This window comes from Shimia sp. R9_2 (genome assembly GCF_017743735.1).
Lineage (GTDB): Bacteria > Pseudomonadota > Alphaproteobacteria > Rhodobacterales > Rhodobacteraceae > Shimia.
In genome coordinates, this window is sequence record NZ_JAGHRO010000001.1 from 374,217 (window position 1) to 400,994 (window position 26,778).

Genomic DNA, 26,778 nt, shown 5'->3' on the forward strand with positions numbered 1-26,778 from the left:
GCGCCTGAAATTTCTGGGTGTGTTGGGCTCAGCGGCCGGGAATCTCCGCGCGGCGGGAATAATCTTTCCAGTTGTCGAGCACCTCAACAGCCTCTTCAGCGGTTTCCACGAACTGGAAGAGATCCAGATCATCAGCCGAGATAGTGCCTGCGTCTGAAAGAGCGTCCCAATTGATGATGCTTTCCCAAAATGCACGCCCGAACAACAGGAACGGGACGCGCTGCATCCGCCCTGTCTGAATGAGCGTCAGGGCTTCGAACAGCTCATCAAGCGTGCCAAACCCGCCAGGGAACACACAGATGGCCCGTGCACGCATCAGAAAGTGCATCTTGCGTATCGCAAAATAATGGAAGTTGAAGCACAGGTCCGGGGATACATATTCGTTTGGCGCCTGTTCGTGAGGCAGTACGATGTTAAGGCCAATTGAGCGCCCACCGGCCTCCATTGCGCCACGGTTGCCCGCCTCCATCACGCCGGGGCCGCCACCCGTGACGATCACGTTCTTCTTGCCATCGCTGGCTTTGGTCACGATCTGAGCAAACTTGCGTGCCTCATCATAAAAGGACGACAAATCTGCCAAAGTCTGCGTGCGTGCAGTCTTCTTTTTGGCGGGTTCGGGAATGCGCGCGCCGCCAAACAGCACCACGGTGCTTTCAATACCGTGTTCGTCGAGCGCCAGTTCTGGCTTCAGAAGCTCAAGCTGCAACCTGACCGGGCGCAGCTCATCCCGACACAGGAAATCAGCGTCCGCAAAGGCCAATCTGTAAGAAGGGGCACGGGTTTGTGGAGTGTCCGGGACATGTGACGCGGTTTCACGATCTGAATGGGCATCAGACAATGGGTGGGGGCGTTCGTCCTGCATGGTGTTGGTCCTTGCTTGCGCGTTTAGCTCAGGCCTATAGGTTTCACGTTAACAAAGCCAGTAACAGGGATGCAAAATGGACTGGAACGCCGAGATAAAAGCCGCTGCTGCGCGCATAGATGGACATATTGTGCGCACACCTGTGATGACAGTGGATGGCGGGTTTGGCCTGAGTCACAGCATCGAGATGAAGCTGGAGCAGCTGCAGCACACCGGCACATTCAAGGCGCGCGGGGCATTTAACACCCTGCTATCTCGTGACGTACCTGCGGCAGGTCTGGTCGCAGCTTCTGGTGGCAATCATGGTGCGGCGGTGGCTTACGCCGCGCATCAGCTAGGTCACAAGGCTCGAATCTATTTGCCGGAAATGGCGGGCCCGGCAAAGGTTGCGCTCATCAAGGATGCGGGGGCAGATTTGCAGGTTGTACCGGGCGCCTATGCGGACGCTTTTGAGCAGGCGACGGCCTATGAGGCAGAAACCGGCGCGATGCAAATACACGCCTATGACGCGCTGGCGACGGTGGCAGGGCAGGGCACTTTGGCTTTGGAATGGGAAGAGCAGGGGCTGGATGCCGACACTGTTCTGATCGCCGTGGGCGGTGGCGGTTTGATTGCGGGGGCGATGGCTTGGTTTGACGGTCGCCGTCGTGTGGTCGCTGTTGAGCCGGAAACGTCCTGCGCGCTCAATGCTGCGCTGGGCGCTGGGTCTCCGGTGGATGTAGAGGTATCGGGCGTCGCTGCAAACGCGCTGGGTGCCAAGCGCATTGGGCAAATTTGCTATGACCTCGCAGTGTCCACTGGAGCGGAGTCCATTTTGGTCTCAGATGACGCGATCACACGCGCGCAACAGGCGCTTTGGCGCGAGCGTCGTCTGCTTGTGGAACCGGCGGGGGCAACCGCTCTCGCGGCGTTGATGTCGGGCGCTTATGTGCCGGAGCCTGGTGAAAAAGTTGCTGTGCTGGTCTGCGGAGCCAATATTGCGCCCGATCCGATGCAATAATGGTCGCAAAGAGGACGTGACGGCTGCGTCCGATCTCGTTAGATAAGCGTGAACTCAAGACATCCGGAGCCTGAAGACATGTCCAATGCCCAACTGGAACAAGCCATCGAAGCCGCATGGGATGCGCGCGATACCATCACCTCTGCGACCGCCGGCGAAACCCGCGAGGCGATCGAAGACACGCTGAACGCGCTGGACAGCGGCAGCCTGCGCGTTGCTGAGAAACTCGAAAGCGGCGATTGGCATGTGAACCAGTGGGCCAAAAAGGCTGTGCTGCTTGGCTTCCGCATCAAAGATATGGAAATCCAGGATGGCGGCCCGCAAGGCTCCGGCTGGTGGGACAAAGTCGACAGCAAGTTCAAAGGCTGGGGCGAGACCCAGTGGAAAGAGGCAGGCTTCCGTGCTGTGCCTAACTGTGTTGTTCGCAAATCCGCTTATATCGCACCTGGTGTGGTGTTGATGCCATCTTTCGTGAACCTCGGCGCCTATGTTGATGAAGGCACTATGGTCGACACTTGGGCCACCGTTGGTTCTTGTGCGCAGATTGGTAAAAACGTGCACCTCTCAGGCGGCGTGGGTATCGGCGGCGTGCTGGAGCCCATGCAAGCGGGCCCAACCATCATAGAAGACAACTGCTTTATCGGCGCACGTTCAGAGGTGGTCGAGGGTTGTATCGTGCGTGAAGGCTCGGTGTTGGGCATGGGTGTCTTCATTGGCCAATCTACCAAGATCGTGGATCGTGAAACCGGCGAAGTGATGTACGGCGAAGTGCCGCCATACTCCGTGGTTGTTGCTGGCTCCATGCCGTCCAAGAATGGTGTGAACCTCTATTGCGCTGTGATCGTGAAGCGCGTTGACGAAAAAACACGCTCCAAGACCGGTATCAACGAGCTGCTTCGCGACTGATTTGGCAGCGGCCACTGACTGAAACAAATGAAGGCGCTCTCGGGATTGAGCGCCTTCTTTCTATCCATCAGATGCCGAAGCCTGTATGGGAGCACTGAACGAGGATCGCTCAGCCCATTTATCCGACCAAGATCCACCTGTGTGTGCATCATAAAGTGAGATCAAGGTAGAACAAACAAAGGAAAGCATCGCGATGGCCCAAGAGAAGAAAAAGAAAACACGCCAACAGGTCTACACTTTGTTGGTTCAGGTTGGGCGCAAAGACGGTGATGGTCTGCCCGAAGAAGCGACCGGTGGCGCGCTTATGATCTATGCCAGTGGCGTGGACGAAGCGGAGGCTGTGCGTGAAACGGTTGCGATCCTGAAGCAGGCAGACCTCAACCCGCTTGACGTGACCGGATATGGCACCATTGAGGAGCGCGAAGCGCAGGGCCATGAAATTGACGGGCAAGAGCGCGAGTTGATGCAGCGCGCGCTCGATGAAAACTCCGTTGTTGTCGCGCAGATGACTCCGTTCTTTCACGGCGAAGAAAGCGAAGGCGAAAGCACCGAACATTAAGTTCGGCTTTTGACCTACGCGGCCCGTTGGGCGGCAAGTGTGAGTGCGTCAAACTCTCTAAGTACCGGATAGGCCGTGCGAGAGTGCTCAGGCAGTTTCGCGCGTGGATAGCCAGATAGCATACTCGCGTTCAAAATTTCCCGCTTGCGACGCAGTCGACCAATGTCGAAGCTCTCCAGATAGGTTCCTGCCACCAAAACGGCGGCATGGTCTGGCAGCAGCAATTGGCAGTATGTCGTAAGTGGGGTGGAGCCACCGCTGGTCGCCGCATTTCCGTGAAGGAGATGGCCTGCTGGCACCAACACATATTCTGCCCCGAACATATACTCGACCCGGCTTCCGCCAATCACCAGCCTTTGGGTGGGGCTTGTCACAATGTCTTGGGCGAGACCAAAAAAAGGCGCGCGCAGTCTGATAGGAGCGAAATGGCCGGCTGCTGGCACAGTGCGCATGATATTGGACAGAACAGGTACAAGATCACCGGTGGACGTTTGGACAACATCGCCGCGCCGCAGGCTGCCTACCGGCTGATAGCCGCGGTCTGTCATCACTGGCGTCTCCGGAGACAAGCTCGGCATAGGGCCTATGGGCTCGATGCGATTTGAGAAGGCGATAAAGCACACATCGTTGGCAAGGGTGCGGGTTTCCGCGAGCACTGTGCAGGCCTTGACGTCTTCAGGGCTGAGCGCGATCGGTGCCTTGATGCTGCGATGTGCCACGCGAAACGTGCCCGGTTGTTCGACTGACAGACGTCCCAATCCTACTGTCAGATCCCAGGAGTACGTGACCCGCAAGGCATCGGCCCGACCGATGGTGTCCAGATTGACTGCGCCGTGACAGGTGCGGCCGGCACGGTTCATGACCAATACCACGCCGCCACCGGGCACCGCCTGCAGAGAAAAGCGCACCCCGTGGCCGTCAACTTGCCGAAAAGCCAACAGCGTTTGTGGACGATCATATGGGGATGCACGCATCTCAAGCACAACACTTCCGCGCGTCATCGGTGTCTCGTCGACACCCGTATCGGTCCCCGCGCCAACGCCCAGATGGGCCAACCCATTTGCGCAAAAGAGGGCTCGGGATTTGTCCAGTAAGCCGATCCAGCTCATGTGGCGTTGCTCCTGAATGGGGCAGAATTTGGATATGCCTGTGCGGAGTTCATACGCGCCACACGATTATTCTGCCGCGATGGCAGCAAGATGCGTCATTGCAGCAACTTCGTAGCTGCGCAGCCCGCGCCGTGCCATCGGACCATATCCCTCTCCGGAATCCCGGTCGATTTCCGGAAAAATGGCGCAGATTTCATCCACAATTTCCGCTTCAAAGCTGGCAGAAGTCTGAGGCCCCGGCAAAAAACTCTCAGTTGGCAGATTCTCTGAAAACACAATCTGATGCTCGTCAAACAGCAGGTGCACATATTCAACCGTGCCACCAGGCACCCGCCGCACAGACTGATCGTTGACCAGATCCCGCGCAGCCACTAAGACCTCTTCTTCGCCAAAAAGCAGTTCTGCCCACGCGTTCTGCATCAGAACGCGATGCAGGGGGGACAGTTTGAGGCTGCGATGCTTGCCAAAAGTGTTAGCGGCGATGTGGATGGGGGCCAGATTGCCCTCAGCTGGCACCTCTCGCCGCCCGACCCAACGAATGGGTTGCGCGCCATTGTCCATGGTCTCCACCAAGTCGCCGATGTTCAGACATTCCACCGGGACCTCGCCGTAAGGGGTGCGAATGAACGTGCCTGCGGTGAAACAGGGGGCCTGATTTACGGTGACAAAGCCCACATCCGTGGTGCCGTTGTTATCGTCGACCGTATAGGAGAAATTGACCACTTCTTCGTCGTCATCACCCACAAGCGTGAGTGTCCCATCGCCGTTGACCGTCACTTCTTGTCCGCTGGGCAGGGTGATGGTCCCCCCCGCGGCAACAGGCTGGCCGGAGATATGGGTGATGGTGAGAGAGTTGCCGGTGTCGTTCACATCATTGGCAAGCACATCGATTGTGCGTGTGCCATCGATTGGCAGGTTCACCTCATCGAGATTGGCAACCAAGGAAGTTTGCAGTGAGTTCGCCGCGATCAGTAGCGAGCTGTCATAGCTGCTGTCGGAAACATCCGCGATGACGATGCGAATGGTGTTCAACCCTTCCGTGATGTTGAATTTCAACGTCATGGTCTGGGTAAACCCGTCCATCTCGGTGTTGAATTGGCTACCAGTGTTGTCGACAAAGAGGCTTTCGTTGTTTCCCGTGTTGATGTTTCGGGGGTCTACGTCACCATCGCCAATCGCCAGCGGCACATAAGTTCCGTTGACGGAGACAGCCACAAAATCCTGATAGATCGAGTTGGTGAACTCCGGATATTCTTCGGAGGCAAAGACAAATTGCATTGTCATCTGGCTGGCTTCAGTGGCCGTGAAGGACACATCCAAGTAAGCCGCATCAAAGGTTGAAGTGCCCGCAATCGCGTTGAATTCGGGGTTGTTGTCTTCGCCATTGGTGTTTGAAGAGCGGTTGGTCCGCTGGTTAAAAGCACCAAATCTGTTGGAAAAGTTGGTGGCTCGACCTGTTGAGAGGATCACCCCGGAGTCGCTTGGTGTGGCTTCCGGAGATAGGGAATCGCCGTCGGTATAAATGCCAGATGATGTGCTTTGTCCGCTGTAGGATGCAGAAACGATTGTGACATCATCGCCGAAAATGGTTTCGGCCATGTCGATCGCGGAGGCACCGGTGTTGATTGGTACTCTGGGCATGTTGCTCTTCCCTGCTTCCAACAGGCACATCACGCATCAGAGACCACACCGGAGGATCCGGGTGATGATAAAACCTCATGGCGCAGCTTTTTGCTGATCGTTTCCATGGGGGCGGCTTTCGCCAACTGCTGGTGACCTGCCTCGGTCGATTTTTATTAACAATCAGTAAATCGGAACCTTTGGGGTTTGTTAAGAGGTTAGGGCTGAAGCCTCACGCTTTGTGGCGGAAATGTGGCTTTCCGGTCCTGTCTTCCTGTGCCACAAGACCATGACCGAAAATGAGGATGCGCCCATGACTTCCATAGATGCCGCCAAGCTGACTGCAGATCTGATCCGTTGTCCCTCCGTGACACCTGAAGAAGGTGGCGCGCTGGTACTGTTGGAGGATTTGCTTTCTGGCGCGGGTTTCACCTGTACGCGCGTGGACCGAAATGGAATTGGCAACCTCTTTGCACGCTGGGGCGAAAGGGGGCATGCCAAGACCTTTGGTTTTAATGGCCACACCGATGTGGTCCCGGTGGGCGATGCTGCGGCATGGAGTGTGGACCCTTTCGGTGCCCAGGAAAAGGACGGCATTCTTTACGGGCGCGGCTCAACTGATATGAAGTCAGGTGTCGCGGCCTTTGCGGCGGCTGCGATCGATTTTGTCTCTGACACACCACCAGACGGTGCCATTGTGTTGACCATCACCGGCGATGAGGAGGGGGATGCGCTGGATGGCACCACCGCGCTGTTGGATTATATGGCCGAACAGAACGAGCAAATGTCTGTTTGCCTGGTCGGAGAGCCAACCTGCCCAAACGAAATGGGCGAGATGATGAAGATCGGGCGCCGCGGATCTCTCAATGCGTTTTTCAAGTTCACCGGGGCGCAGGGGCATTCGGCTTATCCTCATCGCGCCAACAACCCTGTTCCGGTCATGGCACGACTGATGGACCAGCTGTCGCGCCACACATTGGATGAGGGCACAGATCACTTCGACGCCTCCACACTGGCCGTTGTCACGATGGACACTGGAAACCCCGCGACCAATGTGATCCCCGCCGAATGTCGTGCGACGCTCAATATACGGTTTAACGACGCGCATTCCGGTGCCTCGCTGACAGACTGGATGCAAACCCAAGTGGATGCGCTTGCCGCTGAAACAGGTGTGCAGATCGATTTGCAGGTTAAGGTCTCTGGCGAAAGCTTCATCACACCTCCCGGGATGCTCTCTGATCTGGTCGCAGCTGCTGTGGAGGCTGAAACGGGCCGCACGCCCGAGCTCTCAACATCTGGCGGCACATCTGACGCGCGCTTTGTTCAGCATCACTGCCCGGTTGTTGAATTTGGTCTGGTTGGCAAAACCATGCACCAAGTCGACGAGCAGGTCCCGGTGGCACAAATCCATCAACTCAAAGCGATCTACAGCCGGATACTAAGTGACTATTTCAGCTAAAAACGACCTAATTCGCCGTCAACGACTTGTTGTGATGCTCAAGGAGCCACGCCCCGGTCGTGTCAAAACACGTTTGGGGCGCGACATAGGTATGACGGCCTCTGCCTGGTGGTTTCGCCACCAGTCCGCGTCGCTTTTGAAACGTCTGGAAGACCCGCGCTGGGACCTGCTTCTTGCTGTCGCTCCGGATCGCGCTGGGCTTAGCTCTCGCGTTTGGCCAAGCCATCTCCCGAGGGTTCCTCAGGGTAGTGGTGATCTTGGTGCCCGTATGGTGCGTCAATTTCATCGGATGCCGCCGGGCCCGGTTTGCATCATTGGGGCCGATATCCCGGGCATCACCCGCGCACGGGTCAGCGAAGCTTTCCGCGCGCTGGGCGATCACGAAGCAGTCTTTGGTCCCGCGCCGGATGGCGGTTTCTGGTTGGTTGGCCTGAAACGCACCGCGCTGCCGCCGCCTTCCCTCTTCCACAATGTGCGTTGGTCCAGCGAACACGCGCTGGCAGACAGCCGTGCCACACTGCCGGATGCGAAGATTGCAGAGGTTGCCACTCTTGCTGATGTGGACACAGTTGCGGATCTTGCGCGGCTCTAAGCTTCTCATTCGTCAAGTATCCCGGGGATGAACTGGGCCGCAGGCGCAGGATGGAGCTGGCCCCTTCCTATTCTGCACGTAGACCTACTGACTGCACCGTGATAGGGCAGCCCTATGCCTATGCCCTCCAGAGAGGAAGTCCTTGAGTGGATTTCCGAAAACCCGACCCTCACTTCCAAACGTGACATCGCCAAAGCCTTTGGCATCAAAGGGGCTGCGCGTATCGATCTCAAGCGCCTGCTTAAGGAGCTTGAAGCCGAGGGACACCTACAAAAGCGCCGTAAGACCTATCGCGATCCGGACAAATTACCTCCGGTCTCGGTTCTGCAAATTGCCGGTCCCAATGAAGATGGTGATCTCTTTGCGCGGCCGCTTGAGTGGCATGGCGAAGGAGAGGCGCCAACAATCTTGGTGATCCCGCGTGCCTCTGATCCTGCGCTGGGACAAGGTGACCGCATTTTGGGCCGCCTCACCGAGGTCGCGGACGAGGGCTACCAATACGAAGCCCGTCTCATTCGCCGCATCGGTACCAACCCGCGCCGTGTTCTGGGGATCTTCCGGAAAACCGCCGAAGGAGGACGCATTGTCCCCATTGATAAGGGCGACGGCAAAGAGTGGTCCGTCGCCAGCGATCAGAGCGCAGGCGCAAAGGATGGAGAGTTGGTGGAAGCCGAGCAATCCGGCCCACGCGGGCGCCTCGGATTGCCACGCGCGCGCATTGTTGGTCGTTTGGGAGACCCTTCAGCCCCAAAGTCCGTCTCGCTGATTGCGATCCATCAGCACGGAATTCCTGATACCTTCCCAGATGAGGTGGTGTCGGAGGCCGACAATGCCAAACCGGCACCGCTCGGCGTGCGCGAAGATCTGCGCGACATGCCGTTTGTCACCATCGATCCGGCGGATGCCAGAGACCATGATGACGCCTGCTGGGCACACGTTGATGATGATCCCCAAAATGCGGGTGGGCACGTGCTTTGGGTCGCGATTGCCGATGTGGCACAATACGTCACCGCCGACACAGCGCTTGATCGCGAAGCGCGAAAACGTGGCAATTCCTCGTATTTCCCGGATCGTGTTGTGCCCATGCTGCCGGATCGGCTGTCCGGTGATCTTTGCTCTTTGCATGAAGGGGTGCCACGGGCGGTGATTGCACTCCGCATACAGATCGATGCTGATGGCAAAAAGATCGGACACCGTTTCTGTCGCGCTATGATCCGCTCGGTTGCCTCGCTGAACTATGGCGAGGTGCAGCAGGCGCAGGATGGCCATCCCAACAAGCGTTGCGCCACGCTCATGGACAGCGTGATTACACCGCTTTATGCGGCCTATGCAGCGTTAACCAAAGCGCGCGAAGCCCGCCAACCGCTGGCTCTTGATCTTCCGGAGCGTAAAATTGAGCTGTCAGACAAAGGTGATGTGCTGTCAGTCAACTTCCGGGACCGCTTTGACGCCCACAAACTGATCGAAGAGTTCATGGTGCTCGCAAACGTCTGCGCCGCTGAAACGCTGATTGCCAAAAAGTCGCCACTCCTGTTCCGCGTGCATGAAGAGCCAAGCCCGGAGAAACTAAACGCGCTGCGTGATACGGCACAGGCTGCGGGGTTGACCCTGGCCAAGGGGCAGGTCTTGCAAACACGCCACCTCAACCAGCTTTTGGACGCCGCGGCAGGAACAGAGCAAGCTGAACTCATCAATCTCTCGACTTTGCGTTCGATGACGCAAGCCTATTATGCGCCGCAGAATTTCGGCCATTTTGGTCTGGCGCTGCGGGCGTATGCGCATTTCACCTCGCCGATCCGGCGCTATGCGGATCTGATTGTGCACCGCGCGTTGATAACGGCCCATGGCTGGGGCAATGACGGGCTGACACCGGAATCCATCGAGCGGCTGGAAAACACCGCCACGCATATCTCCGACACGGAGCGCCGCTCCATGCTGGCGGAACGGGACACCACGGATCGCTATCTGGCGGCCTATATGTCTGAGCGGATCGGGAATGAATTCACCGGACGGATCAGCGGCATTGCGCGGTTCGGGGTGTTTGTGAAACTTGACGAAACCGGCGCGGACGGGCTTATCCCGATGCGTGAGCTTGGGCGGGAGTATTTCCACTTCGATGCGGAAACCAACATGCTGACCGGCTCTGACACGGGCATTGTGATTGGCCTTGGCCAGCGCGTGACCGCGCGTCTGACAGAAGCGGCGCCGGTGACCGGAGGCATCGCGCTGGAGCTGATTTCGCTGGATGGCGAGGTGGTGAAACGGGCGGGGCGCGGCGGCAAGAACCGGCGCGGTGGTCCGGTGCGGCGCAAGGCCGCCAAGGCAAAGCACAAGGCGGCCAAGACCAAACGCAAAGTTACTCGGCGGCGGAGCTGATTGGTGCGGCCGCCATTGGGATGCTCTGCGGATAAAGCGCAGCCCGCGCACGCGCCACATAAGCAGTGAGCGTGGGTTTGGCCTTCAGCGCAGCCTGAAGGTCAGTCTCAGCGGGCAGTTGCAGAATCATGTCCAGCGTCGGCACAATGGCGGCATCCGCGCCTGAGGGCGATGTGCCAAAGAGATAGGGTTTTGTACCCAATTGTGTCTCTAATGCAGCCAAATCCTTGTCAAATCGAGCCTGCCGGTCGGCGGGGGAGAAGCGGGCTATTCCATGTCCGGTCAACCCGGCGCGCACGCCCGCGCGGGCCTCTTCTGCCACCGCATCGCGCATGTCTGCGGGCACCTCTGAAAACAGCAGCGCACGGGTGTCCGGCCAGACTGCGTCATCAAGCCAGCGGTCATGGGCCATGCCCAGCACCAGACTGTCTTCGACCATACGTACCAGCGCATGGGCCATGCCCCGCTCTTTTGCGCTCATGTTCGAATAGAACGCTGCACCCTGTTCGGTCAGATAGGCCTCGATATTGGCGCTGTCGGGGATCAGGCGGTCAGGCAGGCGCAGCACCGGCAGTTTGCCAAGCGGCATGGGAGAGACATCCGTGGTGATCTCCGGCTGCCAGTCTGCGCCGGCCATCTGAAGCAGACAGATCGCCTTGGTACAGAATGGCGACAAGCTTGGCAGGGTTTCGGTGCCGGGGAACATGATCAAGTGCATTTCTTCACTCCTTTAGAAAAGATGCGCTTTGTCTAACGGAGGCTCTTGTCAGTTTTTGTCAGTTGGATGCAGTATCAAGACTTATGAGCCGCACCGACCGTTTGTTTCAACTCATGCAAGCTTTGCGTGATCTTCCACCTCCCGCCACAGCGCAGGCTTTGGCGCGGGAAACCGGCGTGTCAGAGCGCACCATTTACCGAGACATCGACAGTTTGCGCGGGCTTGGAGCGGTGATTGATGGCGAAGCGGGGTTTGGTTTCACTTTGATCGAAGACGCAACACTGCCGCCTTTGGGGTTTGTGCCTGAAGAAATAGAGGCCTTGGTGGTTGGATTGAATGAAGTGATGGAAGTTGGCGACCCGGCCCTGGCGTCAGCCGCACATTCGGCTCTAAACAAGCTTAAATCGCGTCTGCCAGAGGCACAGGCGCACCGCTTGAAACATGCGATTCTCACGGCAAGGCGCTTTGAAAAGCCACCGGCTCCCGGAATTGACGCAAGTGTTTTGCGGCAAGCTGCCTGGGAAGAGCGCACGGTGGGCTTTGACTATGCCGATGCACAGGGCGCGCAGACATCGCGTCAGGCCGACCCATTGTCGATTGTCTTCATGAAAACCGCGCACTGCCTGTTGGCCTATTGCCATCTCAGGAAAGATTTTCGAGCGTTCCGATTGGACCGCATGTCCGATCTAGCAGTTACTGAGCGTTCGTTTCGGCCCCGCCGTATCCCGATGCTCCGGGAGTTTAAGCAGCGCCTTAGGGAAGAAAATCAGACGTCGGCAAATCCTCGCGCTTGATTGTGTCTGTTCTTTTGTGACGGGGCGGATCGCGGTAGACTTTTCCTAAACAGGCGAGGAGCAGGGCCATGTGGAAAAACAAATATTGGGTTGTTGGCGTTTTATCGGCAGCCATATCCACGAGCGCGACGGCCAATGCGCCTTCCCAATCGCTTCGCCCCGTTCTGCGACCTCTTGATCCTGCCCTGACAGCACCCGCTCCCCAAACAGTCGCTGTCAGCAACAAGGGATTTCAGCGTTGGATCAATGGCTACCGTGGTCGTGCAATCAGCGCTGGTGTGAGTGCTGCGGTTTTTGACCAGGCTTTTCGTGGCGTGCAATACAACAGCGATGTGATCCAGAGAGATCGCAATCAAAGCGAGTTCACCAAAACGATCTGGGAATACCTCGACAGCGCTGTCTCTGAGACCCGGATCAAAAACGGCAAGGCTGCGCTCAAGAAACATCGCAGGACCCTCCAGCGCATCGAGGCGCACTATGGCGTTGAGAAGGAAGTGGTTGTCGCGGTTTGGGGATTGGAGAGCAACTACGGAACCTATCGTGGGAACACGCCCATTATTGAGGCCCTAGCTACGCTTGCCTACGATGGCCGCCGCGGTAAGTTCTTCGAGCAGCAGCTCACAGCCGCGTTGAAGATCCTGCAAAATGGGGATGTTTCAGCGCGCAATATGACCGGGAGCTGGGCCGGTGCCATGGGGCACACACAGTTCATCCCCACCTCCTATCAATCCTTCGCGGTTGATTTCACCGGAGACGGCAAGCGCGATATTTGGTCGGAAGACCCGACAGATGCACTGGCATCCACTGCGGCGTATCTGAAGCGTTCAGGGTGGGTGTCTGGCCAGCCTTGGGGTGTCGAGGTAAAACTGCCGCGTGGCTTCAACTACGCCCTCGCAAATCGCAAAATCAAGAAATCCCCTGCTGAATGGGCGCGTTTGGGGGTTGTGGGGATCAACGGCCGATCCGTTCCAAACCACGGTACGGCGTCGCTCTTGTTGCCCGCGGGCGGTCAGGGCGCGGCCTTTCTGATTTTTAAGAATTTTGCGGTGATCGAGCGCTACAACGCGGCAGATGCTTATGTGATCGGTGTTGGCCATCTGAGCGACCGGATCGAAGGTGGGCCGGCCATTCAAGGAAAATGGCCACGTGGTGATCGCGCACTTACCTTCAAGGAGCGCAAAGAGCTGCAGCGTCGACTGACCAAAGCGGGTTTTGATACCCAGAAGGTAGATGGCAAAATCGGGCCTCTGACCATTGAAGCTGTGCGCCAATATCAGCGCTCTGTTGGGCTTGAGCCTGATGGATATGCCTCTCTGACGCTGCTCAAAACACTGCGCTAATGTCTGCATCCTTCCACAAAAAAGGCGGCCTCTGTATCCAGAGACCGCCTTTTTCTGTTTCTGCTACCCGCTTAGGTTGGGGACATGCCCCGCAGGCGTTCTGAGCGGCGGCGCAGAAGCTCAACCGTGGTTAGGAGTGCGATAGAGATCGCCACCAGAATGGTTGCCACGGCCAGAATGGTTGGACTGATCTGTTCCCGAAGGCCGGTGAACATCTGCCATGGCAGGGTCTGTTGCTTGGCCGATCCCACAAAGATCACCACCACCACCTCGTCGAAAGAAGTGATGAAGGCAAACAGCGCACCGGAGATCACGCCCGGAAGAATCAGAGGCATCTGGATGCGATAGAACGTCGTGACCGGGTTGGCACCCATGCTGGCTGCAGCGCGTGTCAGAGAGTGGTCAAAGCCCACCAGCGTTGCTGTTACGGTGATGATCACAAACGGAATACCTAGCGCTGCGTGCGCGAGGACAACGCCCCAGTAGGTGCCTGCCAGACCCATGCGGGAATAGAAGAAGTACATACCTGCGGCCGAAATGATCAGAGGTACGATCATCGGGGAGATTAACGTGGCCATAATCGCACGGCGGAAGGGCACATGTGGCTGGCTCAAACCAATCGCTGCGAGGGTACCAAGAGACACGGAAAGCAAAGTCGCCGCCGGTGCGATTTTCACTGAGTTCCAGAGGGCATCCTGCCAGTCCGGATTGCCGAAGAAATCGCGGTAGTGCTTAAGCGAATAGCCTTCCGGATCAAAGCTCAGCATTTCCTTGGTGAAGGTGAAGAAGTCCTGCGCGTTAAAGCTCAGCGGGATCACGACCATGATCGGAGCGATCAGGAAGAAGAAGATCAGGCCACAGATGACGCGGAAGGAATAGTACCAAACACGTTGGCCGGTGGTTGCATATGGTGGAAGTGCGCTCATGTCCGTTACCCCAGCTTCACGTTGTCGATGCCGACGATTTTGTCATAGGCCCAATAGAGCACGAGAACGACCGCCAGAAGAATTGCGCCAAGTGCTGAGGCGAGACCCCAGTTGAGCGACGTCGAGATGTGGAAGGCGATCTGGTTGGAGATGAAGGTACCTTTTGTTCCCCCCACCAGAGCTGGTGTGATGTAGTAGCCGATTGCCAGAATGAACACGAGGATCGACCCGGCACCGATGCCCGGCACGGTCTGCGGGAAATAGACCCTCCAGAATGCCGTCCAATCGGTTGCACCCAGAGATTTGGCCGCGCGCAGATAGGAGGGGTTGATGGTCTGCATCACCGAATACATCGGCAGAATCATAAACGGCAGCAGGATGTGGGTCATGGCCACGATTGTGCCGAACTGATTGTTGATGATCACGAGGCGGCTGTCATCGGCGACAAGCCCGACATAGACAAGGATGTCATTGATCACGCCTTGTTGTTGCAGCAGGATTTTCCAGGCCGATGTCCGCACCAGTAGCGAGGTCCAGAACGGCAGCAGCACAAGGATCATCAGCATGTTTGCCTTGCGTGCAGGCAGATTGGCCAGAATCCACGCCACCGGGTACGCCAGCAGGATACAGCATGACGTGATCGCAAGAGACATCCACAGGGTGCGGCCCAAGAGCTTCATATAGATCTGCTCATCCTCGGGGCGCATTTCAGGCCCGTCGGTGCCTACACGCATATCAACCGCGTTGAGGAAGTAGCCAGAGGTGATGGCCGGAGAATAGGTCTGGAGGGTGCGCCAGTTGTCGAACTCACCCCAGCCTTTGTTGATGTCGATCAGCTCTTCTTTCCAGGGGCCGCCGTTTTCGATATCGAATTTCTTGGCTTTCCGTCCGGTCTTCCGGAAGAGGGACGACATGCCGGGATTTTCATAGTTCAGACGTGTGCCGACCTTGGTGTGGATCTTTGCTTCTGCCGCGTCTTTCAGATCTGCAGCCATCGCGGCAAAGACCACCTCATCCGGCAATTCTCCGGTGCTGGCATCCCAGTCGGCCAGAGCCTCGACAGTGCGCGGAAGCGTGTTGGAAACGATACCATTCTGGACCGAGCGATAGAGCATATCCACTACGGGCAGGATGAAACTCACGAGAATAAAAATCAGCAAAGGTGCGATCAGCAGCAGTGCCCGCATTTTCTGTCGCCGGAGTGCCCGCGCGAGACTGCGCTTGAGGGGCGTCCCGTCTGCGGCCAGAACCGGGCCGGCGGTGTCGGTCATATCGCTCATGGTATCCCTGTCGGCTATTGCCGTTTGTGCGTTGCAAGTCTGCGAAAGGCGCAGACGAACACCTATTTTTAGGCTGTTCTTGTTTTGGAGGAGGGGGCCTGCGGAGGCCCCTTCCCAAATGTTGTCAGCTTAGGCTGGACTTACTTCGCCAGCCATGCTTCGAACTTTGCGTTCAGATCGTCGCGATTGTCTGCCCACCATTCGTAGTCATAGATGTGCACGTTGGTCGCGTTGGCCGGGTCGGTTGGCATGTGTGGTGCCATGTCGATGCCCAGTTCAGCGTGGGTGCCCACGAGTGGCGCAGAGGATGCGCGCGCTGGACCGTAGGAGATGTATTTCGCCTGATCGGCCAGACGCTGTGTGTCTGTTGCGAACTTCAGGAAGTCCATCACACGTGCTTTGCGGTCTGCAGGCAGACCTTCTGGAACAATCCAGCCGTCCAGGTCAAAGGACTGCATGTCCCAGAGCATGCCAATCGGCTGGTTCTGCTCTGCAATGGCAGAGAACAGACGGCCGTTGAAGGTGGAGCCCATGACAACTTCACCGTCAGCCAGCAGCTGTGGGGTTTCCGCACCTGCGGTCCACCAGACAACCTGATCTTTGATGGTGTCGAGCTTTGCCAGTGCCTGGCTTACACCTTCGTCGGTGCCCAGTGTGTCATAGATGTCTTCTTTGGCAACGCCGTCACAGAAGAGAGCCCATTCCATGTTGTCGATTGGGCGTTTCTGAAGTGCGCGCTTGCCTGGATAAGCTGCCAGATCGAATACATCACAAACAGAGGTTGGCGCAGTGTCGCCGACCAGATCGGTGCGGTAGCCGAAGGTGGTGGAGTATACGATCTGAGGCGCAAAGCACTCAGACACCAGCAGATCACCGAAGTCATCTTCTGCAGAGGTGCCATCAGGCGCGGCCGCCAGATCGGTGGCTGGATCCAGCTCGACCGCCAGACCTTCGTCGCAAAGACGCATGGAGTCAGAGGCCACAACATCGACCAGATCCCAGGTCACGTTGCCCGCTTCGTTCATTGCGCGCAGCTTTGCCACGGCTTCAGCAGAGCTCTCGTCCCAAGTGACTTTCACTTCTGGATGCAGTGCCAGATAAGGCTCTACATAGGCTTTGATCTGGCTGGATTGGTATGCACCACCCCAGGACACCAGGGTCATTTCGTTTGCCATTTCTTCGGCAAACGCTGCCGGGGCGCAAAGTGCGGTCGTTGCCGCCAGTGCTGCAAGTTTGGTGAGTTTCATAGAACACTCTCTCCTTGTTGGTTTTCTTGAATTTGGCTCATTTTTCCCCCGGTCAATTGGGCGCCGAAGGTTTATGTCCCTATTGTCAGGCGTCGAGCGCGCGACAATCCTGAGGCAGCCAGCCGATCTCGATCTGCTGACCTGGTTTCAGGCGTTCCACATCCGGTGCATTTCGGGTTTTGATGACAAACTCATCATTGCCTGCCACAGATAAGCGCGTGCGGAAGATGTCGCCCATGTAGATGAATTCCTTCACCTCGGCCTTCAGCGTGTGTGCGCCTTCTTGGATGCGGTCTTTATTGTATTCCACGCGCTCCGGACGGATCGATACACGAGTACGTGCGCCAGCCTTCACACTTTCGTGCACTGGCATGGCATCAATCAGCTCTCCGTCATCCAGCTGGATCAGTGCGAGACCGTTGTTGAGCTCCTTGACGGTGCCTTCCAGCGTGTTGTTCTCGCCGATGAACTGTGCAACGAAGCTGTTCTGAGGCGCTTCATACAGGGTGTCCGGTGGATCAAGCTGCTGAATGCGGCCATCGTCAAACACCGCCACACGGTCAGACATGGTCAAGGCTTCCGTCTGGTCGTGGGTCACATAAACAGTGGTGATGCCCAGATTGTGCGCGAGGTTGGTGATTTCGAACTGCATCTTTTCGCGCAGCTGCTTATCGAGTGCGCCGAGCGGCTCGTCCATCAGCACCAGCTCAGGTTCAAACACCAGCGCACGCGCCAGAGCGACACGCTGTTGCTGGCCACCTGAAAGCTGGGATGGCCGGCGGCCGCCAAAGGCGCCCATCTCCACCATATCCAGCGCGCGAAGGATTTTCTCCTCGCGCTCGGTTTTGCCCATCTTGCGCACTTCGAGAGGAAAGCTGAGGTTCTCGGCAATCGTCATGTGGGGGAAAAGCGCATAGTTTTGGAAAACCATGCCAATGCCGCGCTTGTGGGGGGGGATATTGTTGATCGAGGTGCCGCCAAGTCGAATATCGCCATGGGTTGCGGTTTCAAATCCTGCCAACATCATCAGGCAGGTCGTCTTGCCTGACCCGGATGGCCCCAACATGGTTAGAAATTCGCCTTTGGGCAGGCTCAAGTTCAGATCTTTGACGACGAGTGTCTCACCATCGTAGCTCTTTTGCACGCGGTCGAATTCGACAAACGCGCCATTAGATGCACTATCAGCCAAAATAGGCTCCCTGTGTTTTCAGTCGGCAGATTGTCTCTGCTCATCTGTTTCAAGTGTAACCACACCTGCGTCTCATTGCGCAACACCGCAGTCCACATCGGAAAGTTTGCCAGTCAATCTCGTCCGGCAAGGTCGGTTTGCGACACAACAAAGATGATTTTCGTCAAAAACCGACAGAGGTAAACCCATAATTCTAAAAAATATCCGTGAATTTCCCCTTTGGGTTGAGAAGTGATGCGTGCGAGGCAAAAAAGAATCCCCGGAAAGTGCTTCCGGGGATGTCGATTTGATCAATTATTAGGCGACTATTTGTAGGGGCCTTCAGCTTTGATTTGCTCGTAGGTTTGATCCAAGGCGCGCGTTGCGCGTTCGATCAGAACATCAACATCTGCTTTCTGAAGCACCAATGGCGGGGAGATGATCATCCGGTCGCCGACGTGGCGCATGATGAGGTTGTTGGCAAAGCAGTGCTCCCGGCATTTGTAGCCCACGGTTCCTGTTTCTGCTTCAAAAGGCGCGCGGGTTTCCTTGTTGGGTGTCAGCGCAATTGACCCCATCATCCCGACGATTTTGGCCTCACCCACCAAAGGATGTTCTGTCAGCGCTTCCCATTTCTCTTTGAGGTATGGCGCCACGTCGTCGCGGACATGGCCGATGATGTTTTCCTCTTCCAAAATGCGCAGGTTTTCCAGCGCCACTGCGCAGGCCACCGGATGGCCGGAGTAGGTATAGCCGTGGTTGAACTCGGTCGCGCCCACCACATTTGCCACTTCATCACAGACAATCGAGCCGCCGATTGGCGCGTAACCAGAAGAAAGGCCTTTGGCGATCGACATAATGTGAGGCTTGATGCCCACTGTCTGGCTGCCAAACCAGTTTCCGGTGCGCCCAAAGCCACAGATCACTTCATCCGCGATCAGCAGGATTTCATATTTGTCGCAGATGCGCTGGATCTCTGGCCAATAAGTCTCTGGCGGAACAATCACTCCCCCTGCACCCTGAATTGGCTCCGCAATGAAGGCCGCCACGCGATCTTCGCCAAGTTCCAGAATCGCCTCTTCCAGCTCTTGGGCACGCTGAAGGCCGAACTCTTCAGGGCTCATGTCACCGCCCTCAGCCCACCAGTTTGGTTGATTGATATGGTGCACATCCGGAATAGGCAGGCTGCCTTGTTGATGCATTGGCACCATACCGCCGAGGCTTGCACCGGCCATGGTGGAGCCGTGATAGGCGTTTTTACGGCTGATGAAGACTGTTTTGCTGGGCTTGCCTTTGGCAGACCAATAATGCCGCACAAGTCGCATATTGGTGTCATTGGCCTCAGAGCCGGAGCCTGCATAAAATACATGATTGAGATCACCCGGAGCAAGCTCTGCGAGCTTCGCCGACAGGGCGATCACCGGCACATGAGTGGTTTTGAAGAATGTATTGTAGTAGGGCAGTTCGCGCATTTGGCGCGCGGCGACTTCCGCAAGCTCTTCGCGGCCGTAGCCGATATTAACGCACCAAAGCCCGGCCATCGCGTCCAGGATCTGTTCGCCTTCGCTGTCGGTTAGTGTCACGCCTTTGGCCTGCGTGATCACCCGCGCGCCGGTGCTGTCAAAATCTGCCTGCGTGGAAAACGGATGCATGTGGTGCGCCGCATCCAACGCCTGAAGCTCTGCCGTCGGCAGGTGATTGGTGATCATATTCATGGCAATCCTCGCAGAGAAAAATTGGGGCAGGATGAGGGTGTCCTCAGCCGCTTTCATCGTCTGCGTTCAAAAATATGATCAAATTTTGATTAGTCAATCATCTCGGCGAATCCGGTGCCTTCTCGAAGGGCATCACGGATCTCTTCCATCCCTTGTGTAACGTCCTGGCGGATGGCTTCTCCCACCGCCGCTGCATCTTTCTTGTGCAGCGCTTCCAGCGCGGTTTTGTGGTTGTCCGGCAGGTTTTGCGTCCCCATGCGTCCGCATACCACGCGCATTGAAGGGCCAAATCGCAACCACACACTGATGGCCACATCCAGCAGGATTGGCGCTTCGGCTGCCTCATAAAGCAGCGCGTGGAAATCATAGTTGCGGCGAAGATAGGCAGAAACATCACCGCGTGTGATGGCCTCATCCAACCGGGAATCGATCTGTTCCAAACGTGCAATCTGGCGCGCGGAAATATGGGTCACGGCTTGTTCTGCGAGCCGCGTTTCCACTGATTCTCGAAGGAAAATAAGGTCATCAATGGCATCTACAGTCAGCAATGGCACCACAACACGCCGGTTCCCTCGAAACTCCAGCGCGCCTTCGCTTGTCAGCCGTCGAATCGCTTCTCGGATTGGTGTCATGCCTGCGCCTGTGCGCTCGATGAGGCCTTGGATGGTCACGGCCTGACCCGGTGCAAGCTCTCCAAAAAGAACGGCTTCACGCAGTTGTGCATAGACCTGCTGATGCACCGGAACACGGGCCGTACTTTCTTTTGTCTGCTCACCAGCTTGTGTCAAATCCGACCTGCCTTTCATTTATGCAAACCACGCCTGAGTGGCTCTCTCAAACACGCCTCTGTGACGCTCAATTGCACAAGTATGTTGCCATAGCGCAAAAACTTGATCAAATTAATCTCGCATAATGTGACCGGGCCCAGAACTCGGCATCCAACGGGAGATCAACATGAAGACACCCCTCATTACCCTCACCGCGACCCTCGCGCTGACTGCGGCGGCGGCATCGGCCGAAGAAGTCCGGGTCTATAACTGGTCTGACTATATCGACGAAGCACTGCTGGAAAAGTTCGAAGCAGAAACCGGCATCAAGCTGATCTATGATGTGTTTGACAGCAATGATGTGCTCGAAACCAAGATGCTTGCGGGCAACTCCGGCTACGATGTCGTCGTGCCCACCGGTGCCTTCCTGCAGCGTCAGATCGCAGCAGGCGTGTTTCAGAAGCTCGACAAAGGTCAGCTCAGCAACATCGGAAACATGTGGGATGTGGTTGAGCAGCGCACAGCCAACTACGATCCAGACAACGCCTACTCCATTAACTACATGTGGGGCACCACGGGCATTGGCGTGAACCTCGGCAAAGTCAAAGAGGTGCTGGGTGAGGATGCGCCGATTGGGTCCCTCGATCTGATCTTCAACCCCGAAAATATGGAGAAGCTCGCGGAATGTGGCGTTCACATTCTGGACGCTTCCGATGAGATGATCCCGGCGGCTCTGGCGTATCTGGGCGAAGACCCCACCAGCCAAGACAAAGATGTGATTGCCAAGGTTGAGCCACTCTTTACCGCGATTGCACCCTACGTGCAGAAATTCCACAGCTCCGAATACATCAACGCGCTTGCCAATGGCGATATCTGCGTGGCGATGGGTTGGTCCGGAGACATTCTGCAGGCACGTGATCGTGCATGGGAAGCAGAAAACGGGGTTGAAATCGCCTACAATGCACCATCCGAAGGCGCGTTGATGTGGTTTGACCAAATGGCCATTCCAGCTGATGCCCCAAACCCGGAAGCGGCGCATAAGTTCCTGAACTTCATCATGGAAGCGCAGAACATGGCAGATGCTTCCAACTATGTTTATTATGCAAACGGCAACCTCGCCTCACAGCCGCTCTTGGCGGAAGACGTGATTGGTGATCCGGCGATCTACCCGGATGAGGCAACGCTCGGAAACCTCTACACAGTGTCTCCGTATCCTCCGAAAGTGCAGCGTGTTGTGACCCGTCTCTGGACGAAGATCAAATCCGGCACCTAAGAACAAAGTGACCACAAGCTCGCGTCCTTGTGGCGCGGGCCTCTTTCTGCATTCGTGAGTTCGCCTCCTGCCACTTCGGAGACCGCCATGGCGCTTGATGCCTTTGCCCCTTGGGAAGACCCAACAGCAAAACCCCTTATCCAGTTTCAAAACGTTACCAAGCGGTTTGGCGATTTCACGGCGATCGACAATCTGAATGTCGACATTTTTGAGCGTGAGTTTTTTGCCCTGCTTGGGCCTTCGGGTTGTGGCAAAACAACGATGATGCGCATGCTCGCGGGTTTTGAAACTCCAACCGAGGGCAGCATATTGCTGGCTGGTCAAGACATCGCACCAGTGCCGCCAAACAAGCGCGCAGTGAATATGATGTTTCAGTCATATGCGCTGTTCCCGCATCTGAGCATTTGGGAAAACATCGCCTTTGGCCTGCGTCGTGACCGGATGCCTAAAGACCAGATCGCCGCGCGCGTCGAAGAGATGTTGCGCCTGACACGTCTGGACAAGTTCGCACGGCGCAAGCCGCACCAAATCTCTGGTGGCCAGAGACAGCGCGTGGCACTGGCCCGGTCCCTCGCCAAAGCGCCCAAGCTTCTCTTGCTTGATGAGCCACTTGGCGCTCTCGACAAAAAGCTGCGTCAGGAAACGCAGTTTGAACTGATGGATATTCAGGAGAAAACCGGCACCACCTTTGTGATTGTGACCCACGATCAGGAAGAGGCGATGACTGTTGCCAGCCGCGTTGCGGTGATGGACCACGGCAAAATCATTCAAGTGGCCACCCCTGACGTGATCTATGAGGCTCCGAACTCCACCTATGTTGCCGACTTTATTGGCGAGGTGAATTTGATCACAGGCAAGGCGGATCCGAAAGGAGATGTCCTTCAAATGCACTGGGCCGAAGCCCAGCCTGCCATCGTTGGTGCGCCGCTTGAGGGGGCGCAGGCCGGACAGGATCTGCACTACGCGATCAGGCCAGAAAAAGTCTCTATTTCAACTGAAAAGCCCGTTGAGGCCGCCAATGCTGTGCAGGGTAAAGTGCTTGATATCGCCTATCTTGGAAACATTTCTACCTACCACGTGGAACTCGCGGGGGGGCAGATCATCAAAGCCCAGGCTGCCAATAACCGCCGTATCTCCCGGCGCGCTTTCACTTGGGAAGACGATGTTTGGCTCAGCTGGACCGCCACAGCCGGCGTTTTTCTGGAGCGCTAACTGATGCGTCGTCTTCTGATCGCCATCCCTTACGTCTGGCTTCTGGCACTCTTTATTGTGCCGTTCCTGATCGTTTTCAAAATCTCCCTATCTGACACAGCCATCGCGATCCCGCCTTACACACCAACCCTCGATATTTCGGCGGGCCTTGGCGCGATCAGAGAGTTCTTCGCGGCACTCGACTGGGAAAACTACATCTGGCTGACCGAAGATGACCTCTATTGGAAAGCCTATCTCTCCAGCCTGAAAATCGCGCTGATCTCCACCTTCCTGACGCTGCTGGTTGGCTATCCCATCGCCTATGGAATGGCGCGGGCGCCTGAAGAATGGCGCGCCATGCTTTTCATTATGGTGATCCTGCCGTTTTGGACAAGCTTTCTGATCCGCGTCTACGCATGGATGGGCATTCTCAGCCAGGAAGGCTACCTCAACCAGTTCCTATTGAGCATCGGTGTCATCAGCGAGCCTTTGGTGATCCTGAACACCAATATCGCCGTCTACATCGGCATCGTTTACACCTATCTGCCTTTCATGATCCTGCCGATCTATGCCGCCTTGGAAAAGCTCGACATCAGCCTCTTGGAGGCCGCCGAAGACCTTGGCTGTTCACGCTTCTCCGCTTTCTGGCTGATCACCGTGCCGCTCTCCAAACAGGGCATCATCGCAGGCAGTTTCCTGGTTTTCATTCCCACCATTGGTGAATTTGTGATCCCCTCCTTGCTGGGCGGCTCGCGCACGCTGATGATCGGCAAAGTGCTATGGGAGGAGTTCTTCTCCAACCGCGACTGGCCCGTCGCTAGCGCCGTGGCTGTTGTCCTGCTGCTGATCCTGATCATTCCCATCGTGCTCTTCCAACGCAATGAGCAGAAGCAGCGGGAGGCAGGCAGATGAGACAGATGTCTTGGTTCAACGTCACCTCGCTGACGCTCGGCTTTGTGTTCCTTTACCTGCCGATGGTGATCCTCATCATCTTCAGTTTCAACGAAAGCAAACTCGTCACTGTTTGGGCTGGATTCAGCACAAAATGGTACGGCGAGCTGATCAACAACCGCGCGTTCCTGGATGCAGCCTGGGTCACTCTCAAGGTTGCTTTCATCAGCTCTACCTTGGCCACAGTATTGGGCACCATGGCGGCCATCGTTATGGTGCGCGCTGGGCGCTTTCGCGGGCGCACGCTGTTCTCTGGCATGATCTACGCACCCATGGTGATGCCAGAGGTCATCACCGGCCTGTCGCTTTTGCTGCTGTTCATCAGCCTTGGCATGGATCGCGGCGTGTTCACGATTGTGCTTGCGCATACCACTTTCTCGATGTGCTACGTCTCTGTGGTGGTCAGCTCCCGTCTCGTGAGCTTTGATCAATCGCTTGAGGAAGCCGCGTTGGATTTGGGCTGCACGCCAGTGGAAGCCTTCCGCCTTGTGACTCTGCCGATCATCGCGCCTGCCGTGATCTCCGGCTGGCTATTAGCCTTCACCCTATCGCTTGATGATCTGGTCATTGCGTCATTCACCTCCGGACCTTCTGCCACCACGTTGCCGATGAAAATCTGGTCTTCTGTGCGTTTGGGTGTCAGCCCGGAAATCAATGCGCTTTCAACCATCATGATCCTGGTGGTCACCATTGGTGTGGTGACAGCGTCTTTGATCAACAAGCGCAATGTGGTGCGTCAACGACGGGATGAGGCGGCCGCGGCCAAGTCAGCATGAGCCGGATCTGCGATCCATTTTCCTATGGAGATGGACCGCTAGAAAGCTGCTTTTGGGCTGAAACAGTCTCTATATCCGAGCGGGGCCCGCTCAGCGAGACTGCCAGTGCCGACGTCGCCATCGTCGGTGCAGGTGTGACAGGCCTCAACGCCGCGCTACACCTCGCAGAGGCTGGTGTGTCCGTCGCTGTGCTGGATGCGAAACAGGTTGGTTGGGGCGCCTCCGGCCGCAACGGAGGCTTCTGCTGCTTGGGTGGTGCAAAAGCATCCCACAGGACGCTTGAAAAGCGATTTGGTCAAGACGCTCTGTCGGACTATCTCCAAACTGAACGTGCGGCGGTGGAGCATGTCGAGCAACTGCTGACACGCTTCGGTTGGGATGTGGATCGACATTCCGAAGGTGAGACGCTCCTTGCGCACAATGCTCGTGTTTCTCAGACTTTCCCTGCTGAAGCTGCCGCGTTTGCGCAAACATATGGCTTGAAAGCGCAGGTGACTCATAATTCAGAGCTTGCAGCGCAGGGGCTGGGCACCAGTTTTCATGGTGCGCTCACGCTGCCAATTGGCTTTGCGCTCAGTCCGAGAAAATACCTTCGTGGTCTTGCTGACGCAGCAGAGGCGGCTGGCGTAAAGATCTACGGTGACACGCCAGTCACAGAGACCGAATACAAAAACGGGCTTTGGCATCTGACCACCCCGCAAGGACAGCTCACAGCAAAGAAGCTTGTGATCGCAACAAATGGCTACTCCAGTGAGCATATTCCGCCATGGCTTGCGGGGCGCTTTTTGCCCGCGCAATCGAGTATCCTTGTCACCCGTCCGCTCACCTTGGCTGAGCAAAAGGCGCAAAGCTGGACCTCTGCGCAGATGGCCTATGACAGCCGAAATCTGCTGCACTACTTCAGGCTCATGCCGGATGGCCGGTTTTTATTCGGAATGCGCGGCGGTCTGCCCACGACGAGACCTGCACATGAGGCCATACGAACCCGCATCAAGCGTGAATTCGCACAGCTTTTTCCTGCCTGGAGAGAGGTGGAAACGCCACATTTCTGGGGTGGCTTTGTGTGCTACAGCCGTGCACAAACACCTTTTGCCGGAAAGGTCCCCGGGGCAGATGATCTTTTTGCCGCATTCGCCTTTCATGGAAACGGCGTTGCCATGGGGAGCTATGCAGGCTTGCTCCTTGCTCAGGAGATTTTGGGAACCGGAACGCATCGGCACCCGGAGATTATGCGCGCCACGCCCCAACGCTTCCCCCTTGGGCGCGCACGTAGGCTGCTGATGTATCCGGCTTATCTCTACTACGCCTTCAAAGACCTCTGAAGCGCGGCCATTTCAAGCTGTAAACCATCGCAATATTCCGGTTGCCCGTGTTCCATCTGCCACTGGCAATAGGCCGCGATTCTAGCGTGATAAAACGGCGCCAAAGATTGGTAACGCGTCGCGGTCGCAGCGTCATCATAGGCGTCAAAAAATCTCTCTATTTCAGCCTGATTGAGAGGTATTCCGCGATAAAGGAACTGCATCGCCGGAGAGAGGAAAATTGCGATATCTTCGCAGGGATCACCTATCGCCGGACACTGCCAATCTATCAGGTGCAAGCCTTTGTCGTTTTCGATGAGGTTTCCCGGTACGATGTCGCTGTGCAAGAGTACGCGTCGTCCGCTTGGGGCGATGTCTCCCGTCGGCAGCTGTGACAGCAGATCAGGTGCTGTTGAGCAGCGCGATAGAATCGACTCAATTTGGGTGCGAAGCTCTGATGATCCATCGGCCACTTGCCGCAAACCGGTAGGGGGCGGGATGCGATGCAAATCAAGCATCAGCGCGGCAACCGCCTTTGTATCTGACTTCCAAACGCGCCCAGGCAAATGCTCATAAACATTGCATTGACCATCTTCCGCCTCAAACGAGGCACAGAAGTGCGGCGCCATAGGATGTGTCGCAAGTATTTTTAACAGCTGGGTTTCCGCTGCCGGGTCATTCGGGAAAAGCGGGTTCTGAGCGGCACCCCGATAGAGTTTCAGGACCACATCAGGCGCGCCCTCACAGATCCCGCGCCATGCCATATTGGTTCGTCCACCAAACAGAGGCTCCCAAGAGGATGGGAGCGGCGTATCTGGCAATGCCCGCGCGAAGGCCGCAATCACAGA

Annotated in this window: 23 protein-coding genes and 1 pseudogene; 13 read left to right on the forward strand and 11 right to left on the reverse strand. The window is 56.6% G+C overall.

The genetic code is table 11. From position 1 onward, the window contains the following. Nucleotides 1–28: 28 nt before the first annotated feature. Nucleotides 29–862 (reverse strand): TIGR00730 family Rossman fold protein, encoded by an 834-nt coding sequence (locus J7400_RS01710; RefSeq protein ID WP_209058337.1) that lies wholly within the window; start codon nucleotides 860–862, stop codon nucleotides 29–31. A gap of 76 nt (nucleotides 863–938) precedes the next feature. On the opposite strand from J7400_RS01710, the gene J7400_RS01715 reads away from it, so the two are divergent. The 3 genes from J7400_RS01715 to J7400_RS01725 all read left to right on the forward strand — a co-directional run bounded on the left by J7400_RS01715 (nucleotide 939) and on the right by J7400_RS01725 (nucleotide 3,327). Further along, nucleotides 939–1,862 carry a threonine/serine dehydratase gene (locus tag J7400_RS01715; RefSeq protein WP_209058339.1) on the forward strand — a complete coding sequence of 308 codons (924 nt, stop codon included), beginning with the start codon at nucleotides 939–941 and terminating at the stop codon, nucleotides 1,860–1,862. A gap of 78 nt (nucleotides 1,863–1,940) precedes the next feature. Next, nucleotides 1,941–2,768: a 2,3,4,5-tetrahydropyridine-2,6-dicarboxylate N-succinyltransferase gene (dapD, locus tag J7400_RS01720; RefSeq protein WP_209058341.1), complete on the forward strand. Its 828-nt coding sequence runs from the start codon at nucleotides 1,941–1,943 to the stop codon at nucleotides 2,766–2,768. Nucleotides 2,769–2,961: 193 nt separating this feature from the next. Beyond that, nucleotides 2,962–3,327, forward strand: coding sequence for a hypothetical protein (locus tag J7400_RS01725; protein WP_209058343.1), 366 nt, complete (start codon nucleotides 2,962–2,964; stop codon nucleotides 3,325–3,327). 14 nt (nucleotides 3,328–3,341) lie between these two features. Here the strand turns inward: J7400_RS01725 and J7400_RS01730 are convergent, their stop codons facing one another. Both J7400_RS01730 and J7400_RS01735 read right to left on the reverse strand, forming a co-directional pair. Next, nucleotides 3,342–4,436 (reverse strand): Hint domain-containing protein, encoded by a 1,095-nt coding sequence (locus J7400_RS01730; protein WP_209058345.1) that lies wholly within the window; start codon nucleotides 4,434–4,436, stop codon nucleotides 3,342–3,344. A gap of 66 nt (nucleotides 4,437–4,502) precedes the next feature. Next, a complete protein-coding gene (locus J7400_RS01735; RefSeq protein ID WP_247738565.1) occupies nucleotides 4,503–6,077 on the reverse strand; it encodes a Hint domain-containing protein in 1,575 nt (524 codons plus the stop codon). A 292-nt stretch (nucleotides 6,078–6,369) separates the two neighbouring features. Between J7400_RS01735 and dapE the strand changes: the two genes are divergently transcribed. From dapE to rnr, 3 genes are all read left to right on the forward strand, one after another. Further along, nucleotides 6,370–7,515 (forward strand): succinyl-diaminopimelate desuccinylase, encoded by a 1,146-nt coding sequence (dapE, locus tag J7400_RS01740; protein ID WP_209058347.1) that lies wholly within the window; start codon nucleotides 6,370–6,372, stop codon nucleotides 7,513–7,515. A gap of 34 nt (nucleotides 7,516–7,549) precedes the next feature. Then, nucleotides 7,550–8,107 (forward strand): TIGR04282 family arsenosugar biosynthesis glycosyltransferase, encoded by a 558-nt coding sequence (locus tag J7400_RS01745; RefSeq protein WP_209058349.1) that lies wholly within the window; start codon nucleotides 7,550–7,552, stop codon nucleotides 8,105–8,107. A gap of 114 nt (nucleotides 8,108–8,221) precedes the next feature. Next, nucleotides 8,222–10,483 (forward strand): ribonuclease R, encoded by a 2,262-nt coding sequence (gene rnr / locus J7400_RS01750; RefSeq protein WP_209058351.1) that lies wholly within the window; start codon nucleotides 8,222–8,224, stop codon nucleotides 10,481–10,483. On the opposite strand, the gene J7400_RS01755 is transcribed toward rnr, so the two are convergent. After that, nucleotides 10,464–11,201, reverse strand: a complete 738-nt coding sequence (locus tag J7400_RS01755; RefSeq protein ID WP_209058353.1) for a glutathione S-transferase family protein — start codon at nucleotides 11,199–11,201, stop codon at nucleotides 10,464–10,466. The two genes, rnr and J7400_RS01755, sit on opposite strands and share 20 nt — an antisense overlap. An 83-nt stretch (nucleotides 11,202–11,284) precedes the next feature. Here J7400_RS01755 and J7400_RS01760 point away from each other — a divergent pair, with 83 nt between their 5' ends. Continuing rightward, entirely contained in the window at nucleotides 11,285–11,995 is a 711-nt protein-coding gene (locus J7400_RS01760; RefSeq protein ID WP_209058355.1) for a YafY family protein, read from the forward strand. Nucleotides 11,996–12,063: 68 nt separating this feature from the next. Next, nucleotides 12,064–13,335, forward strand: a complete 1,272-nt coding sequence (locus tag J7400_RS01765) for a lytic murein transglycosylase (RefSeq protein ID WP_209058356.1) — start codon at nucleotides 12,064–12,066, stop codon at nucleotides 13,333–13,335. Between the two features lie 71 nt (nucleotides 13,336–13,406). Here the strand turns inward: J7400_RS01765 and J7400_RS01770 are convergent. The 6 genes and pseudogenes from J7400_RS01770 to J7400_RS01795 all read right to left on the reverse strand — a co-directional run. After that, nucleotides 13,407–14,252: pseudogene (locus tag J7400_RS01770) on the reverse strand (ABC transporter permease); the annotation flags it as partial. 14 nt (nucleotides 14,253–14,266) lie between these two features. Then, a complete protein-coding gene (locus tag J7400_RS01775; RefSeq protein ID WP_209058358.1) occupies nucleotides 14,267–15,541 on the reverse strand; it encodes an ABC transporter permease in 1,275 nt (424 codons plus the stop codon). 140 nt (nucleotides 15,542–15,681) lie between these two features. Then, entirely contained in the window at nucleotides 15,682–16,788 is a 1,107-nt protein-coding gene (locus J7400_RS01780) for an extracellular solute-binding protein (protein ID WP_209058360.1), read from the reverse strand. A gap of 85 nt (nucleotides 16,789–16,873) precedes the next feature. Next, nucleotides 16,874–17,977, reverse strand: coding sequence for an ABC transporter ATP-binding protein (locus tag J7400_RS01785; RefSeq protein ID WP_209058361.1), 1,104 nt, complete (start codon nucleotides 17,975–17,977; stop codon nucleotides 16,874–16,876). A gap of 305 nt (nucleotides 17,978–18,282) precedes the next feature. Further along, nucleotides 18,283–19,671, reverse strand: a complete 1,389-nt coding sequence (locus J7400_RS01790; protein WP_209058362.1) for an aspartate aminotransferase family protein — start codon at nucleotides 19,669–19,671, stop codon at nucleotides 18,283–18,285. Nucleotides 19,672–19,760: 89 nt separating this feature from the next. After that, nucleotides 19,761–20,459: a GntR family transcriptional regulator gene (locus J7400_RS01795; protein WP_247738566.1), complete on the reverse strand. Its 699-nt coding sequence runs from the start codon at nucleotides 20,457–20,459 to the stop codon at nucleotides 19,761–19,763. Nucleotides 20,460–20,625: 166 nt separating this feature from the next. Here J7400_RS01795 and J7400_RS01800 point away from each other — a divergent pair, with 166 nt between their 5' ends. From J7400_RS01800 to J7400_RS01820, 5 genes are all read left to right on the forward strand, one after another. After that, on the forward strand, nucleotides 20,626–21,711 hold the full coding sequence (locus J7400_RS01800; protein ID WP_209058367.1) for a polyamine ABC transporter substrate-binding protein: 1,086 nt from the start codon (nucleotides 20,626–20,628) through the stop codon (nucleotides 21,709–21,711). 87 nt (nucleotides 21,712–21,798) lie between these two features. Further along, nucleotides 21,799–22,923 carry an ABC transporter ATP-binding protein gene (locus J7400_RS01805; RefSeq protein ID WP_209058369.1) on the forward strand — a complete coding sequence of 375 codons (1,125 nt, stop codon included), beginning with the start codon at nucleotides 21,799–21,801 and terminating at the stop codon, nucleotides 22,921–22,923. A gap of 3 nt (nucleotides 22,924–22,926) precedes the next feature. Next, nucleotides 22,927–23,814: an ABC transporter permease subunit gene (locus J7400_RS01810; protein WP_209058373.1), complete on the forward strand. Its 888-nt coding sequence runs from the start codon at nucleotides 22,927–22,929 to the stop codon at nucleotides 23,812–23,814. Further along, entirely contained in the window at nucleotides 23,811–24,629 is an 819-nt protein-coding gene (locus tag J7400_RS01815; RefSeq protein ID WP_209058375.1) for an ABC transporter permease, read from the forward strand. The genes J7400_RS01810 and J7400_RS01815 overlap by 4 nt, the downstream gene beginning before the upstream one ends. Continuing rightward, the gene (locus J7400_RS01820) at nucleotides 24,626–25,951 is read left to right on the forward strand and encodes an FAD-binding oxidoreductase (protein ID WP_209058377.1); all 1,326 of its coding nucleotides are present in this window, start codon (nucleotides 24,626–24,628) and stop codon (nucleotides 25,949–25,951) included. The genes J7400_RS01815 and J7400_RS01820 overlap by 4 nt, the downstream gene beginning before the upstream one ends. On the opposite strand, the gene J7400_RS01825 is transcribed toward J7400_RS01820, so the two are convergent. After that, entirely contained in the window at nucleotides 25,930–26,775 is an 846-nt protein-coding gene (locus J7400_RS01825; RefSeq protein ID WP_348540095.1) for a phosphotransferase, read from the reverse strand. The genes J7400_RS01820 and J7400_RS01825 overlap by 22 nt on opposite strands. Between the last annotated feature and the right edge of the window lie 3 nt (nucleotides 26,776–26,778).